This is a genomic window from Acinetobacter lwoffii (assembly GCF_024129715.1).
Classification (GTDB): domain Bacteria; phylum Pseudomonadota; class Gammaproteobacteria; order Pseudomonadales; family Moraxellaceae; genus Acinetobacter; species Acinetobacter lwoffii_U.
This window is the reverse complement of record NZ_JAMXXM010000009.1, coordinates 52918-69816: the sequence shown is the minus strand read 5'-3', so window position 1 is coordinate 69816 and position 16899 is coordinate 52918. Positions and strand designations below refer to the sequence as shown.

14 protein-coding genes are annotated in these 16899 nt (G+C 43.8%); 8 read left to right on the top strand and 6 right to left on the bottom strand.

Annotated features, from left to right (window positions below; genetic code table 11):
• Positions 1–96: 96 nt before the first annotated feature.
• Entirely contained in the window at positions 97–1707 is a 1611-nt protein-coding gene (nirD, locus tag NI462_RS08135) for a nitrite reductase small subunit NirD (protein ID WP_253159983.1), read from the bottom strand.
• Positions 1708–1731: 24 nt separating this feature from the next.
• Entirely contained in the window at positions 1732–4278 is a 2547-nt protein-coding gene (nirB, locus tag NI462_RS08130) for a nitrite reductase large subunit NirB (protein ID WP_253159981.1), read from the bottom strand.
• 503 nt (positions 4279–4781) lie between these two features.
• On the opposite strand from nirB, the gene NI462_RS08125 reads away from it, so the two are divergent.
• The 7 genes from NI462_RS08125 (at position 4782) to NI462_RS08095 (ending at position 10758) form a co-directional block, all read left to right on the top strand.
• Complete coding sequence (locus NI462_RS08125; protein ID WP_070154220.1) at positions 4782–5360, top strand: ANTAR domain-containing response regulator; 579 nt, start codon at positions 4782–4784, stop codon at positions 5358–5360.
• 10 nt (positions 5361–5370) lie between these two features.
• Positions 5371–6387: a CmpA/NrtA family ABC transporter substrate-binding protein gene (locus NI462_RS08120; protein ID WP_253159979.1), complete on the top strand. Its 1017-nt coding sequence runs from the start codon at positions 5371–5373 to the stop codon at positions 6385–6387.
• Between the two features lie 244 nt (positions 6388–6631).
• Entirely contained in the window at positions 6632–7576 is a 945-nt protein-coding gene (locus tag NI462_RS08115) for an ABC transporter permease (protein WP_253114381.1), read from the top strand.
• On the top strand, positions 7576–8457 hold the full coding sequence (locus NI462_RS08110; protein WP_004809406.1) for an ABC transporter ATP-binding protein: 882 nt from the start codon (positions 7576–7578) through the stop codon (positions 8455–8457). The genes NI462_RS08115 and NI462_RS08110 overlap by 1 nt, the downstream gene beginning before the upstream one ends.
• 77 nt (positions 8458–8534) lie before the next feature.
• Entirely contained in the window at positions 8535–9542 is a 1008-nt protein-coding gene (locus NI462_RS08105) for an isopenicillin N synthase family dioxygenase (protein ID WP_253159977.1), read from the top strand.
• Positions 9539–10420: a hypothetical protein gene (locus NI462_RS08100; RefSeq protein ID WP_253159975.1), complete on the top strand. Its 882-nt coding sequence runs from the start codon at positions 9539–9541 to the stop codon at positions 10418–10420. Before NI462_RS08105 ends, NI462_RS08100 begins: the two co-directional genes overlap by 4 nt.
• Before the next feature lie 8 nt (positions 10421–10428).
• Positions 10429–10758: a DMT family transporter gene (locus NI462_RS08095; protein WP_004280373.1), complete on the top strand. Its 330-nt coding sequence runs from the start codon at positions 10429–10431 to the stop codon at positions 10756–10758.
• An 89-nt stretch (positions 10759–10847) separates the two neighbouring features.
• Here the strand turns inward: NI462_RS08095 and NI462_RS08090 are convergent, their stop codons facing one another.
• The 4 genes from NI462_RS08090 to NI462_RS15075 are packed head-to-tail and all read right to left on the bottom strand — an operon-like array spanning position 10848 to position 14254.
• Positions 10848–11870 carry an ABC transporter substrate-binding protein gene (locus tag NI462_RS08090; RefSeq protein ID WP_044110883.1) on the bottom strand — a complete coding sequence of 341 codons (1023 nt, stop codon included), beginning with the start codon at positions 11868–11870 and terminating at the stop codon, positions 10848–10850.
• A complete protein-coding gene (gene atzF, locus NI462_RS08085) occupies positions 11867–13675 on the bottom strand; it encodes an allophanate hydrolase (RefSeq protein ID WP_253159973.1) in 1809 nt (602 codons plus the stop codon). Before atzF ends, NI462_RS08090 begins: the two co-directional genes overlap by 4 nt.
• An 11-nt stretch (positions 13676–13686) precedes the next feature.
• Positions 13687–14130, bottom strand: coding sequence for a CopG family ribbon-helix-helix protein (locus NI462_RS08080; RefSeq protein WP_004280384.1), 444 nt, complete (start codon positions 14128–14130; stop codon positions 13687–13689).
• Complete coding sequence (locus tag NI462_RS15075; RefSeq protein WP_004647016.1) at positions 14123–14254, bottom strand: hypothetical protein; 132 nt, start codon at positions 14252–14254, stop codon at positions 14123–14125. The genes NI462_RS08080 and NI462_RS15075 overlap by 8 nt, the downstream gene beginning before the upstream one ends.
• Before the next feature lie 614 nt (positions 14255–14868).
• Here NI462_RS15075 and NI462_RS08075 point away from each other — a divergent pair.
• Positions 14869–16896 (top strand): AAA family ATPase, encoded by a 2028-nt coding sequence (locus NI462_RS08075; RefSeq protein WP_253159971.1) that lies wholly within the window; start codon positions 14869–14871, stop codon positions 16894–16896.
• Positions 16897–16899: the final 3 nt, after the last annotated feature.

Below are 16899 nucleotides of genomic sequence, written 5' to 3'. Positions count from 1 at the left end.
TTCTATGTCTCAAAAGCTTCAATCCTCACCAACCCTCCTTTAATAAAGGAGAGAGGTTCCCCTCTTGTTTAAAGAGGGGTTGGGAGATTGATCCGATTACCCTGCCTTTTTTAATGCAAAATCCCGACCAAAAAGCAGTTTGCTGCGGATATTACTAATCGGTGTCTGATCTGCAATCAGTTCTGCATACCAAGCTCCATCTTCGGTATCGCCAAATAGCACCGCACCAATGACTTTGTCCTGCTGGATGATGATGCGTTTATAAATCTGACGTTTTTCATCATTCAACACGATATCTTCAAAATCATCCTGAGGTTCAAAATTTCCGGCCGAAAATACATCACATCCGCTAACCTTGAGTTGGGTCGGAACAGTCGGTGCCTTAAACGTCAGTCGGCCATGTTCAGCCAGATGCGTCGCACAGATAAAGGCCTGTCCCCAAAGTGGCTCAACCAGCCCAAAGGTCTGGCCACGATGCTCAATACATTCCCCCACTGCATAAATACTCGGGTCATAGGTTTGCATGGTGTCATTCACCAGCACCCCGCGATTGCAGCGCAGACCAGCCTGTTCAGCCAGGGTTTTATTTGGTCGAATCCCGACGGCGAAGACCACCAAATCGGCATCCAGCACTGTCCCGTCTTTTAGTCGCAGTTGAGTCACGTGACCATCAATACCGAGCAGCTCTTCGGTGTTGGCTTCAGTGATGATTCGGATGCCTTTATCTTCAATTGATTTTTTCAGCATTTGACTGGCTTTCATATCCAGTTGACGATCCATAATACGGTCCATCAGATGCAGCACAGTTACATTCATCCCCTGCTGCTTCAGTCCATAAGCTGCTTCTAGACCCAGCAACCCACCTCCAATCACGACGGCATTTTGCTTGGTTTTGCAGTAATCCAGCATGCGGTTAACATCCTGAATATCCCGGAAGCTAATCACGCCTTCAAGTTCAGCACCCGGAATAGGTGGCATGAAGGGTTTGGAACCAGTGGCGAGAATCAGACGATCATAAGCAACGACTTCGCCTTTTTGGGTGTGGACCTGTTTACGCGAACGGTCGATAGCGATGGCAGCATCCCCAGCAATGAATCGAATGCCTTTTTCAGCATACCAGTCGGCTGAATGCAGCATAATTTCGGCAAAGCTTTTCTCACCAGACAATACCGGTGACAACATGATCCGGTTGTAATTGCCCCATGGCTCTTCCCCAATCACGGTAATGTCATAACGATCTGGCGCCATATCCAGCAAGTCTTCCAGACAACGCATACCCGCCAGTCCATTCCCGATCAGTACCAGTTTTAAGCGCTCTGTGTTTTGACCATTACTGGAAATATAAGTTTTTTGTGGAGTCGGACTCACCAGAACTTTGCCATTTTCAATTCGGGTTGGAAATACCAGTAATTTCTGCTCTTGTTCTTCCAGACAACGACCGGTCACCAGACTGAAATGCTGCTTGTAAATTGGGGATGCGACTACACGCTCACCTTGCAGATCACCCAGAATGCCACGTGCCATGACATTGGCCAGACTAAACGGATCCTGATTGCTGAGTGCATAAACCCGCTGTTCCTGACCCACGCGAAAAATTGCAATCTGCTGACCTTCAATCAGGGCTGCAACACCGGTATTCGGGGTGATCTCATCCAGATTGCAGACTTCGTACCAGTTCAGTTCGTTCATGTCTTTTAAAATTGTCATTTTCATTCTCCCTGACTGTGGTATTTAGGCTTCAACCACTGGAATACGGTTTAAATCACGTTCAGCTTCTGTCTTTGGACGAATCTGGCCACGTACAGGCGCAAACTGAATATGCGGGTCATTCTGCTCGGCTGCTTTGGCATTGATAAAAGTCTTAAAGCGTTTGCGTACTTCAGGATCTTCAATTGCGGTGCGCCATTCATCCTGATAAGTACCAATCACATGCTGCATACGGCTTTCCAGTTCAGCGGCAATGCCGAGCGAATCATGCACAATGACATCTTTCAGATAGTCCAGCCCACCTTCCATATTGTCACGCCACACACTGGTGCGCTGCAGACGGTCTGCTGTCTGGATATAGAACATAAAGAAGCGGTCGATATATTTGATGAGTGTGGGAGTATCCAGATCCGAAGCGAGCAGTTCAGCATGGCGCGGTTTCATGCCGCCATTTCCGCATACATATAGATTCCAGCCTTTTTCCGTGGCAATGACACCGACATCCTTGCTCTGTGCTTCTGCACATTCACGGGTACAGCCGGATACTGCCATTTTGGTTTTATGGGGTGAACGCAGGCCTTTATAACGATTTTCCAGGAAAATCGCCAAGCCGACAGAATCATCGACTCCAAAACGGCACCAGGTACTACCCACACAAGATTTCACCGTACGTAAGGATTTGCCGTAAGCATGTCCGGACTCGAAACCGGCATTGATCAGTTTTTCCCAGATTTCAGGCAGTTGATGTACCTGCACACCAAACATGTCAATTCGTTGTCCGCCCGTGATTTTGGTATATAGACCATAATCTTTGGCGATCTGACCGATGGTAATCAGACCATCCGGGGTAATCTCGCCGCCTGCCACACGTGGCACAATCGAATAGGAACCATCTTTCTGGATATTGCCGAGGTAGTAGTCGTTGCTATCCTGCAAACCGGCATGACTTGGTTTCAGAACAAAATCATTCCAGCAGGATGCCAGAATATTGGCTACAGTCGGTTTGCAGATATCACAGCCCATGCCGTGCCCATGTTGCTGAATCAGGTCAGAGAATGTCTTGATCTCATGCACACGAACCAGGTGATACAGTTCCTGACGTGAATAGGCAAAGTGTTCACACAGGTGATTGTTCACCGTGACACCCTGACGCTGTAATTCAGATTTGAGAACCTGCGTTACCAGTGGCGCACAGCCACCGCACGCTGTTGCAGCCTGCGTGCATTTTTTCAATGCACCCAATGAAGTTGCACCGCCATCAATGGCTGAACAGATATCAGCTTTGGAAACGTTATTACATGAACAGATGGTCGCACTGTCAGGCAATAAATCGATGCCACTGCCACCTGATTTGGAGGTTGACTGATCAAAGCCCGGCATGATCAGGCTTTCCGGTTGCTCCGGTACAGCCAGACCATTTAGCATCATTTGCAGGAGATCACTATATTCTTTGGCACAGCCCACCAGCACCGCGCCCAGCAGCCTGGTCTTGTCTGCTGACACCACGATTTTTTTATAAACCTGCGCGGCTTCATCAGCATAGAAATAGCTCAAAGCACCTGGGGACATGGCATGTGCATCACCAATAGAAGCAACATCCACGCCCATCAGTTTGAGCTTGGTACTCATGTCCGCACCAGCGAATGCATGACTTTCTTGGCCTAGGACATGTTTTGCCGCGATCCGCGCCATGTCATAGCCTGGTGCAACCAGACCATAAATTTTATTGTCCCAAAGTGCACATTCACCAATGGCATAAATGTCCGGATGTGAGGTCTGGCAATAATCATTAATGATGATGCCGCCACGCTCACCAATCAGTAAACCACTTTGGCGCGCCAGTTCATCACGCGGACGAATACCGGCCGAGAACAGGATGATGTCAGTTTCAAGTACCGACCCATCTCCGAACTTCATTACATGCTGGGCGCTGTCACCATCTTCAATACTCGACGTGGCCTTTTGAGTATGCACCTTGACACCCAGGTCTTCAATTTTAGAGCGCAGTACCCGGCCGCCCAGATCATCAATCTGAACCGCCATTAGACGCGGAGCAAATTCTACGACATGGGTTTCCAGATTCAGATCTCGCAAAGCCTTCGCTGCTTCCAGACCCAGCAGACCGCCGCCGATCACCACGCCAGTTTTGGCATTCAGACTGGCTGCGCGAATGGCATCCAGATCTTCAATGGTACGATAAACAAAGCAATTCTGACGGTCATTGCCCGGGATTGGGGGTACAAAAGCATAAGAGCCGGTGGCAAGAATCAACTTGTCAAAACTCAGCACATCACCCTGGCTGGTGGTGACGGTTTTATTAAGCTGATCAATTTCAACCGCTTTGGTATTAAGACGTAAATCAATGCCATAGGCATCAGCAAAATCACTACGGCATAGACTCAGATCCTTGACCGACTTGCCGCTAAAATATTCAGTCAAATGTACCCGGTCATAAGCTAAATGTGGCTCTTCTGCCAAAATGGTCAGCTCAATGTCATCACCGGCCTGTTCCAGTACAGATTCGATGAATTTATGCCCCACCATGCCATGCCCAATCATGAGAATTTTCATATCTGCACTCCAACTATTGTTTTTTTAAAGATGATAAAAAGCCACATATCACGTCTAGGCATTGATATGTTTGCTGATTGAATAGGTTGTAAATACCACAACCCAGCACTTTGTAATGCTGGAAGAAGGCTTGAAACGCTTGTGCGTTTTGTATTGCTGAACAACTGACCATGTCATTTATCCTGTGCTGAACGAAATACCAATCACATTTTTTGAAAATGCAATTACGATCAGAACGGACATCGTTGGCCGTTGTTAGTATTGAAAGTCATCTTTGACGATTTAATAAATGCAGAAACCGTGCCAACTTTTTTAATAGAAAAATGCCTTGTTTCAGGCAGATGATCTACCTAAATGCTTCATTTTGATCGGCCATCAGCTGAAATCTCTAAAGCTGTGCACTAAATTGAGCAGAAAAATAGAATTTTATGCACCAATTTAATGGCATGTTTTTTGCTTTAATCCTGCTTGAATATTCCTTAGGCCTTACTTGAAAATATTCCATGTCCAAATTACGAATTGCTCTTATTGATGATGATCTGGAGCGCGCCCAATTTATCCAGGAATCCCTACTTTTACATGATTTTCAGGTGGTGGCCTGTTTAATCCTGAATGACCTGAATATGGTGCATGTCAAAGGTATTCATGCAGATGTGATCCTGCTGAATATGGATCATCCGCATCGGGATATTATTGAAAGCTGTGTCAGCCAATATGAACTCCCGACCGTGCTGTTTACCCAGAACTCCAATAAAGACACCATCAAGAGTGCGATTGATGCCGGAATCACGGCCTATATTGTCGATGGTATTGATCCCACCAAACTAGAAAGCATTCTGGAAATTTCAATTGAACAGTTTCGCAAGCATAAAAAGCTGCTGAATGATTTAAAAGAAACTCAGGACAAGCTGATTGACCGTAAAGATATCGATAAAGCCAAAGCGCTGCTCATCCAGCTGCATGCCTTAACGGAAGAACAAGCCTTTGCTTTATTGCGTAAAAATGCCATGAGTCACCGGATTACCATTGGTGAAATGGCCAGACGCTTACTGGATGCACAAAAGCTGTTACTGGGCCAATAAGGAAAAGCATATGTCCACATTAGAAAAAACTGAACTCAATATTGGCTATATTCCTTTACTTGATTGTGTCGCCATTCTCTGGGCCGAAAAACAGGGGTATTTTTCCGAGCAAGGATTAACCATAAATTTAATCCGTGAAGCTTCCTGGTCAAGTTTGCGTGACCGTCTGGCCTATGGCTTTCTGGATGCTGCACATTGTCTATCCGCCATGTTGCCCGCTGCTGCCCTGGGCACAGACCAGTTACAGGTGGCTTTGCAAACCCCTCTAGTACTGAGCGTGAATCAGGCTTTTATTAGCCTGCGCCAGGATTGGTGCTATGAACTCGGCATCCAGCCTGGGGATGATGAACAGAATACCTCAAAGAAACTGGTACAGGCTTTACAACAGAATCATTCCATCAATCTGGCCTATGTTTATAAATATTCGATTCACCATTACTGTTTAAAAGAATGGCTGGCGCTGACTGATCCACAACTGGCCAAGAATATCCAGCTGATGACCTCTCCACCGCCTTCCATGGTAAAAGGAATCGCGGAACAGGTATTCGATGGCTTTTGCGTGGGAGAACCCTGGAATATTCAGGCCAAACTTGAAGGCTATAGTTTTATCGTCGCGGCAAGCCAGAATGTCATTCCAAAAGTTGCCGATAAAGTCTTGGCCATGACCCAGGAATGGGCAGAACAGCATCCATTTACTGTAGAGGCAGTGGTCAAGGCAGTACAAAAAGCGCAGGATGATTTAAAGCAGCGCAGTGATTTATCAGAAGTATGGGACATGCTAGTAGACTATCAGATTATTCAGTTTGAATGTTCCGCCCAGCGGCATGTCTATGACTTTTACAAGATCAAGAATATCATCCGGAATTTTGTTGGGGAAAGTGCCGAACCGAAAGTCGATGATTTTATCTGGCTCCTGCAGCAGATGCAGAAATGGGAAGATATTGAAATGACCGCAGCCGAGAAAAAACAGATTGCGCAGCAGTGCATCTATAGCTTGCAAAACCAGCATGCAGACATTATTGGCTAAATGATGTTACTGAAAAAAGAGGCCTGATTTTTCAGGTCTTTTTTATTGATTCTATTTTCCAGAAAATGATTAAAAATCTCTGCATTCTGATCTAACCTCTTGAATATGATTAAAAGTTGTCTGCTAATTTTTCTATAAAAATAAGCCATTTTAAGAGTCATTTCAGGATTTGAGATGAAATGGCATTCATTTTGCTTATTCAGTATTACGTTTTATAAAATTTGTAATATTGAGGGGCAACACTATGAGTTACGTTGCGCGTGAACTCAGTCAAAGAAATAAGTTACTGTTTGGCTTGGGGTCGTTTTTAATACCAATTCTGATCTGGTGTGCAGTCAGTTATTTGCCATTTATCTGGCATCCACAAGTCCAGATTACGGATTCAGGTAGTGTTGCCTATTTACAGGTCGAGAGTCGTATTGATAAAGACCAGTTTTTTTCTGCTGCGCAGTCTGCGGTAGATCAGGGTCTGGCTCCGCCGCAGGGTATTCTGGTCAACCCGATTTATCTGCCTGCACCGCATCAAGTGGCAATTGCACTGATCACAGCTTTTACCACGGAGCCTACCCAAGCCAATGCACCCTGGTTTCATGAAAGTCTGTGGCACAGTATCAAGTTGGTCTTTACCGCGTTCTTTATTTCTTCCTTGGTTGGTATTCCACTCGGTATTTTATGCGGATTTTCAAATAAAATTTCCCAGCTGACCGAACCCTTTGTTGAGTTTTTCCGCTATTTACCTGCTCCCGCCTTTGGTGCACTGGCAGTGGCAATTCTCGGAATTAATGATGCACCCAAAATTGCCATTATTGTGATAGGAACCCTGTTCCAGCAAATCCTGATCATTGCCAATACCACACGTCTGGTGGATCGCAGCCTGATTGAAGCCGGTTTTACCTTGGGCACCAATAAACTGAAAAGCCTGTTGCATGTGGTGATTCCAGCGGCCCTGCCTGAAATTTACCGCAATCTGCGTGTGCTGCTGGGTTGGGCATGGACATACCTGATCGTAGCAGAACTAATCGGCAGTACCTCCGGAATTACCTGGTTCATTACCCAGCAAGCCCGCTATCAGAACTTTGATAATGTCTTTGCCGCGATCCTGATTATCGGGGTGATTGGTCTGCTGTGTGATGTGATCTTGATGAAATTGGGACAACGCTTATTTAAATGGAAACCGGGAGCTAACTGATGCAAAACACTGAATTTAATACCCGCGAATACTTTGACAAGATTTATAGTCGTCCGGTGATTCTGGAAGCGAAGCAACTGACACAAAAATTCAGTCATGGCAAAACTGAACGTACGGTTTTAAATGCTCTAGATTTGAAAATTCATAAGCGTGAGTTCATCTGTGTGATTGGGCCTTCCGGTTGCGGCAAGTCAACCTTTAGCCGTGTAGTGGCCGGTCTGGATCCTTATAGCAGTGGTGAGATTCTGGTGGATGGCCAGCCAATTACCGGCCCAAGTCCGGAGCGTGGCATGGTGTTTCAGGGCTATACCCTGTTTCCATGGAAAACCGTCAAGGAAAATGTCATGTTTGGTCCGCGCATGAAAGGCCAAAGTAGTGCAGCGGCAGAAGCACAGGCACGTGAATGGATCAATATCATTGGTCTGGAAAAGTATGAAAACCAGTATCCGCATGAGTTGTCTGGCGGGATGAAACAGCGTGTCGCGATTGCCCGAGCTTTGGTCAATGAACCGAAAATCCTGTTGATGGATGAACCCTTTGGGGCACTTGATCCACATACGCGGCAAAAAATGCAGCGTCACCTGATGGACCTATGGCAAAACATTGATATCACCATTATTTTTGTGACCCACGATATGGATGAAGCAATTTTGCTGGCCGACCGGATTGTGGCACTGAAAGCCAATCCGGGTGAAATCAAGGAAATTATCGAAGTTGATCTACCTCGTCCACGCCATCCAGACGTCATGCTTAGTCCTGAATTTAAACAGTTAAGACAACGTGTCGATTATCTGGTGCATGCTGAAGAAGATGAACTGGATCCGGCACTGGCAGAACTGCCGGTCATTCCGCGTATGACCAAGGTCAGCAGCAATAAATAATCTTATCCAAAATGCCTTTGGGACGACCCGAAGGTTTTAATCGCTGTGTTGGACGACCAACATTAGAGGTGATTATCATGCAAGCGCAATATGTACTCCCACTGGTTGATATTTCAAAATTACAAAGTCCGGATTTAGCCGATCGTATTGAAGTTGCTCATGCTCTGGATCATGCCTGTAAAGAAGTCGGATTTCTTTATCTGCAAGGTAGCCAGTTTAATTCTGATTACGCCAAAGCCCTGATTGAAATGGCCCAGTCCTATTTTTCTCAGGATCTGGACACCAAAATGCAGCACTATATTGGCAAATCAAAAAACCATAGTGGCTATGTGCCGATTGGCGAAGAACAGTTTGCCGGCAACAGTTATGATTTAAAAGAAGCCTATGATGTCAATTATGATTATCAGGGGGTAAGAAAAGACTGTCCTTTACTTGGGCCCACCTTATGGCCAGACCATCCGGATTTCAAGTCTATTGTCAGCCAGTACTACAGCCATCTGCGTGAGATCAGCCAGCAGATTTTTTCTGCCTTTGCGCTGGCATTGGGCGTTCGTGAGGACTTTTTTGAAAGTAAAATTACTGATGCACCAAGTCAGCTACGCTTGATTCATTATCCCTATAATCCGGAAATACAAGATGCCGAAGGCATAGGTGCACATACCGATTATGAGTGCTTTACCCTGCTGTTACCCACCGCGCCCGGCTTACAGGTTTTGAATAAAGCCGGCGAATGGATCGATATTCCACTGATTGAAAATACCCTGGTGATGAATATCGGTGACATGATGGAAATTCTGTCGAATGGTAAATATCTCGCCACCAAACACCGCGTGAAAAAGGTCTCGGAAGAACGTTATTCATTCCCGCTGTTTTGCGCCTGCAATTATGACACCGTGATTGAACCGGTGATTCACACTGAAAATTCCAAATATTCTGCCCTGATCGGGGGCGAACATCTGTTTAATCAGACCGCCCAGACCTTTCAATATTTAAAACAGCGCGTTGCTAGCGGTGAACTGATCTTAAAAAATGCTGTACCACTTTCCTCTTTTGGACTTGAAGAACAGACGGAGACAGCATCATGAATCTGTTTGAAGTGATTAAGACTTTAAAGCCCACTATCCCTCAGCCAGAGATTATTCCGGGCTTTTTATACGGTGCTTTCCGGCGTAAAAGTATCAGTTTTTATAATGGCCTAACTGATGAAAATACCATTGTGTACTGGTTTCAGTCGCACAGTTTTACCATTGATCTTCGTCTAAAAAGCCAGACGGGAACTGCTGTTCAGGAACGCCAAGGCTGGATTGGCAATACGTTTTGGGATAACGCTAGCCAACTCTTGTCCTGGGACGTGAAAGACTACGCCAATTACCAGAATCATGTGCAATGGCCGGAACCAGCCAGGTTGCATGCGATTGGCAACTGCATTCTGGAATTTTCTCCAAGTAATGTGTATGTCGAAGACTGGCGCCAGCAGGTACAGCACGGTTTATTTTTAGGGCTGCGGCTTCAGTTTGCGCTTGATGTTCAATCTGGTCAGGAACTGGAAATGGATGGTGGCCTGATCATTTGTGCTGATCATATTGCCTATGCCCTGACGCGTTTGCCTGAAGTGCAAAGTGCAGTAGCTCAAATGGATTTGAAAGCTGTCGATCCGACCGTGTTTGCCTTGGTGGAAAGTTTTGAAGTTTCTATCGGGACTGATGGTCAAGCTAAAACTTACAGCACCCGCAGCAGTGAGACAGGCAAACTCTTTAACCTGGAAAATTTTGAAGTTCTCAATGAAAGCAGTCTGGCTCAGCATGTCATTTTAGATGGTCGCAATATTGACCTGATTTTTGAGCTGGATATATACCAGCCGGATTACCAATTTCAATATGCAACCCCCACGACTACACAAGCTGAAAGCTGGCTGAAGTCAGAACAGGGTCACCTGATGCAGCATGCAGAACGGGTGTTATAGGGAGAAATATGTCTTTTTTATATCTTTCGATTGCCATTATTGCAGAAGTCATTGCAACTTCTGCATTGAAAGCCTCCAATGGTTTTAGCGTGCTCTGGCCTTCACTTGCCACCATTGCCGGTTATGCCGTTGCCCTGTTTTTCCTGTCACTGACCATGAAAACCATTCCGATGGGCATTGCCTATGCAATCTGGTCTGGTGCCGGTATTATTCTGATTTCAACGGTTGGCCTCTTGGTGTTTAAACAGCAACTGGATCTTCCCGCGCTGATCGGTCTGGCGTTTATGATCATTGGCATTATTTTTATCAATGTCTTTTCCAAAAGTACGCAGCTTTAATTTTTTAATATTCATCTGACTAATAAAAAATCCCCAATCTGGGGATTTTTTATTAGTTTAGAATACCTTCCAGAATGAGGCGGCATGCTCTATTTGAGTTCTTGCACCAGCGTTGGAACAATCACGCCATCCACATTCATTTCAGTCGTATAAATGCCGTTGGCTACATTGAACTTGTTCACATGATAGCTGGAACCATAGATCGAGTCGAAACCATCACCTTTGGTAAAGACTTTCTTGTTGGCGGCCAGATCCAGTAAATGTGTGCCATCAATGAACTGCATATAGGTCTTCGCATCGACACCAACCCGCTTGGACATGATCTGTGCAGCGTCTTCTCGAGTCGCCGGGTCATTGATATATTTGACAGTTTTATCCCAAACCTGAATCACCTTTTTCCATTGCTCTTTATTGGCTTCCAGATGGGCAGGATTCACGGTCAAGGTATCGTAGATTAACCCCGGCTTGTCTTTAGAGGTAAAAATAATCTTGGAACCGGCCACCGCAGATAAAGCCTGATTTGCTACTGGCTGCCATACCGCAATTGCATCAATATCGGGAGTAGCAAAAACCTGTGGCAATTCATTGGTCATGGTATTGACCAGTTTGACCTCATTCAGGCCAACTTTGGCATCATCCAGTGCAGTGGACAGTAACAAGTGATCGACCAGACCTTTTTCAGTGGCTACGGTTTTACCGCGCAGATCCTGAATCGAATTAATGCCATTCTTGGCAATAATCACGTCATTTCCAGCTGAATAATCGGTCGCCATGATCATCACGCCCTTGGTCCCGCCAGAGCCAGTGACCAGATTATCACCATTAGTGACCATGACCGCATCCAGCTGGTTGGCAGCAAAAGCTGAAAGTGAGGCTGAATAGTCAAACCATTTAAAATCAGCATTGACTCCAGCTTCCTCTAACCAGCCTTTTTCAATCGCAACTTGCCACGCAACCCAACCCGGCCAGTCGCTATAACCAATCCGGATGGGTTGAGTATTTACAGTACCTTCAGCCTTGGCATTTGGTTCAGGTACTTTAGCGGTATTGTCACAACCGCTTAAAAGGATTGCAGACAGTACGGAAACTGACATCAGTGCTTTTTTGATCATTTTGCGACTTCCCCTATGCATTCACATTTAAATTTGGTATTTGAAAGTTGTTTAGATTTCATAAATTCGCGCCAGCCACCGAAATGACTAATATCTGTTGCATCCTCAAGTGCATAGCCTTCACAGATAAAGCCTTTGACCCAAGTGCCATCAATCAGCTGGACATTGCCGATCCCCAAAGGTGCCGGAACTTCTGCAACAATGTCTCCGAACAGTGCACGCGGAATGTCCCAGACCTCTACTTCAATTGAAAAACCTTTCGCGTTGTATTGCAGGCCAGGTTTTGGCGGTGTCGTATTTTTTAAAGCATAGAGTTTGTAATGCGAAGCAGTCCGGGTCTGCTTCATCAGGGTGCCACTGCGTGTGGTCAGCTGAAAATTCAGTGGCATACCGGTCAGATGTGCTCCGACGACAGCCAGTTTGACGCTGTGCCCCGATGAGATTTCAGTTGTTTTTTCATAGCTAAGTTCAGAGGTGCCTAGCTTTAACTGGCTCGATTGCTGCCATTTTTGCCCGAATTTGGCCAGTGCTTCATCCATCCAGGCTGGCGCAATAAAGGTCACACCCGTTGGAAGACCATCGGCACGAATACTATTTGGTAATGCCAAAGCCGACAGATCGGCAAAATTGACAAAATTGGTATAAGCGCCCATATGGCTGTTTTTCACCAGAGGATCCGCTTCTACATCTGCAATGCGATAAATGGTGGGTGCAGTAGGCACCATCAAGGCATCATAATCTGCCAGTGTAGTTTGAATAACACGGCTCAGGCGGGCGCGTTCATATTCATCCTGCATGACATCGACCGCACTGAACCGGTCTGCCTGTGCAATAATCTGGCCAATTACCGGATGGGTCTGCTCGCGTTGCACCATTTTTTCCACGGCACTGGTACGTTCAGCTACCCAAGAGCGGTTATACAAGGCCGCTGCCAGTTGTTGAAATGGAGCAAAATCAATCGGCTCAACCGTATAACCCAAGCTTTGTACACGTGCGATCGCCAGCTGGAATGCTTTTTCAGTTTCAGCATCGCCATAAAATTCCAGTGTATCTGGAATGGCAATTTTCCCTTTTGAAAATTGGCTCGGTACATTCTGAGGATGTACTCGGGAATAATCATCACTAGCATCATAGCCTTGCATGACTTGCGCTACCTGCCAAGCATCATCCACCGTTAAGGCAAAAATCGAAATCACATCGATGGTGCGGCAAGCCGGAATCAGGCCTGTAGTCGAGAACCAGCCTTTGGTCGGTTTGAGTCCGACAATATTATTGTGCCCTGCTGGTACACGTCCTGAACCTGCAGTATCTGTACCCAGTGAAAATGGTACTAATCCATTGGCTACCACCACGCTGGAACCCGAACTCGAACCGCCGCTGATATATTCAGGATTAAAGCTGTTCTTCACCGCGCCGTATGGTGAGCGCACCCCGACCAGACCCGTTGCAAACTGGTCCAGATTGGTTTTACCCACGACAATCGCGCCGGCAGCTTTTAATTTGGCTACTGCTGTTGCATCGGAAGTCGCCAGATAGGCTGCTTCTTTACATGCTGCTGTGGTATAGAACCCTGCAACATCAATATTGTCCTTGACCGCAAATGGCACCCCATAAAGTGGCAAGCTTGCACTATCTGCACCAGTCAATGCATCAATTTGTGCCTGTAATTGTGATGCCGTCGCAATTGATATCCAGGCATGATCGTCATTATTCAACTCGGCTACATACTCAATCAGGTCACTAAGCTGGATATTGTTATTCTGGTAGGCGTGTTGCCAGTCCTGTACAGTCCATAAGTTGTGCACAGCTGTTCTCCTTAAGTGTGTTCGGTATTTTGTGGAATAGGTGGCATGACGGCATCCATCAGTTCGAGATGGCCTTTAATCACGCCTTTCAGTGCAATAAATTGTTCGCTAATTTCTTTCAGATCACTGCTCGCGCCCTGCATCAGCATGACTTGCAGAATTTTTTCATCATCCAGCTGGATATGAAGCGAATTGATCACTTGTGCCAGATACTGCTGCTGCAGATCGACCAGCTGACTGCGCAGCGGTTTCAAGCTGACGTCATAGAGCAAGGTAAGCGTGCCAACCATGACTTCATCGCGAATCACCAGATCATCAATCAGGTGACGATTAATCATATCGACAATGGCCTGCGAGCGGCTTTCATAGTGCTGCTCGACAATTTTTTGATCCATCGCATGTAGCGTTGTTTCTGGCACGGTAATACTGATCCGTGCCAATTTTTGTTTAGGCACGATGTTGATCCTTGGGTTGATATTGGGAAGACTGTTTAATGTGAAAGCCTGCACGTACGCTGAGCAGCTCAACCAGAAAGTGAAGCCATGGATGCATTTTTTTATTTGATGTCGGATTGTTCATGTGCATCTCCTAGGGATATTACAAAACCAGAATTTCGTATTACTTAGGAAAATGCAGAAAGCGTGCCAATTTTTAGTTATTTGGATGAGGTAAATAAACTTGCTTAAAAGGGCGAAAAAAAGCCCCATAACATTGAAATGGGGCTTGTTCTAAAGCAAAAGTAAGTTTTGTATTTCACCGGTTTATTCCATTTTGATTGCTCATGTCCTTGCTATTCTTTTTATACATGAATGGTTAACCGATGTTTGTGATTATGAGTGATCAAGTGTATTGCTCTCCTCTATTTATGTTGTATATAAATAAATGCATTAAGCGTGCCACAATATACAAATAGAATAAATTTAAGCAGAATGCGTGGGAAATTAATTACATACGTAAAAAGAGGCAAAACAAGAATGATTTATTTTTTAAGTATGCTTAAAAAAATAGGCCATTTTGCACCATTGGGGTTCGAGGGTGCATCAAAGTGTGGCTAAGTGATTCAGGCCGTCATCTATTAAGGTGTTATACTGCTAAAATAAAGACCAACCAGATTTGAATCAATCACTATTTCATAACTCATTTGAAAAGTAATGAATTGCTGCTAAATTAGCTCCCATATTTGGGGGCTTTTTATGACTGAAAAATTATATTATTGGGCTGAAAACTTAGACAATTATACTTCAGATAATGAAGTCGACTACGATAAAATCATAGAAATAAAACGCCTTAACTTTTTTATTGGTAAAAATAATGCGGGAAAAAGTCGATTTCTTAGGTCAATATTTGCAACTCCCTTAGAATTCTCTGATATTAATTATATAGACCCTACACCCTACTTAGAAAGCTTAAAGGAAAAAGCAATTGATGTTTACCCTAGAAATTTTGGATTTCAAAATAGTTATGGAGGAAATTTAAAAGACTCTTTTTTAGATAAAGTTAATCTCCTTATCAATGAAAAATCTGTAGCTTCTAAAAACCAATTTAAAAATATTTTAGATACTCATTTAAAAGAAATCTCAAAGTTCCATATAACAGGAAATGCGACTCGGTTTTCAGAAATTTCATCTATTTACTCTAGAGAAAATAGGAATTTTTTAACAATAAATTCCTTTAACAATAAATTTTATATCCCTATTTTACGTGGAATGCGCCCTGTTACCGAGCAAGAGAATAAACAACCTTATATAGAACGTGCTCAAAAAGATTATTTCCCAAATAAAGACAAATTTGATTCTAAAAATATTATTACAGGTGAATGCTTATACCATGAACTTCAAATTCACTTGTTAGGTAAACCAAAACAGCGTGAGTTAATAAAAAATTATGAAGAAAAATTAAGTCAGTATTTTTTTGACAATGAACCCATCACGCTCATTCCATTCATAGGTAAAGATGATAACGGTCATGTCAATGATGTTGTACATATTAAAATTGGAGAAGATGATCAGTTTCCAATTCATAGATTAGGCGATGGTCTTCAGCAAGCAATCATTTTGACATACGAAGCATTTATTAAAAAAGAAGAAATACATGCTTTCTTCATAGAAGAGCCTGAACTGCATATGCACGCAGGTATGGTTCGTCAACTGATGAACTTCTACCTAAACGAAACACCTCATTATTATTTCTTTACAACGCACTCAAACCACTTACTCGATATGGCTGATGAATCTGATCAAGTCATGATTCAGAAATTTGTAAAGCAACCCAAAGTAGATAATCCAAGTAAATTTGATTTTAAAATTCATCGTTGTGACAGAGATCGTGACTTACTTGCTTCATTAGGTGTACGTCCTTCTTCTATTTATTTGGCTAACTGTACGATTTGGGTGGAAGGCATTACAGATCGACTGTATATCACTAAATATATGCAGAAATATTTAGATGTATTAAAACAAGAAGAAACTTTAGTGGTTGAAGGAAAACCTAATAATTTAGATTTATATAAATTTAGGTCATCAGATATTCAAAGATTAATGCCGAATTACCATTACACATTTGTAGAATATGCTGGTAGCAACTTAACGCATTGGGATTTTAGTGACGAATTTACTGATCATTTAGATGATTGCGGTATGAATGCTCTCTTAACTTCTAGTAGTGTGTTTCTTATAGCTGATGGTGATATTAAAACTAAAAATAAAGGCATGAGAGCTACAAGTTTAGAAGAAAAACTAGGAGAAAAGTTTTTCCTTTTAGAGTGTAAAGAAACTGAAAATACCCTGCCATCAAACATTATTTATCATGCTTGCCGTATTAAATTTTTAGGCTTAAATGGTGCTTTTCAGGATGATGAGACAAAAAGAAATGCTCTTTCCAATCATCTATCCATGGATGGTATGCAAGCAGATACCAAAGAAGGTTTTGATATTGTCACTCTAATAGAAGAACATGATTATTTTCATGCAAAAAATGGTATTGGTAAAATTCTTGATGACCAAATTAGAGTGGGTAATCCTAGAACCACTGATGACAAGCCTAAAAAATGTTTTTCTGATCAATCAGGCACTATTAAAGAAAAACTTAAATTTTGTCGCTTAGTTCTAACGGTTATGGATCATGTTGAATGGGAATTAACCGAATCTGCCAAAGAACTATGTGAAAAAATTTTCGAACACATTATTTCTGAAAACCCTTTACCAAATAAAAAGACCGCTTAAGCG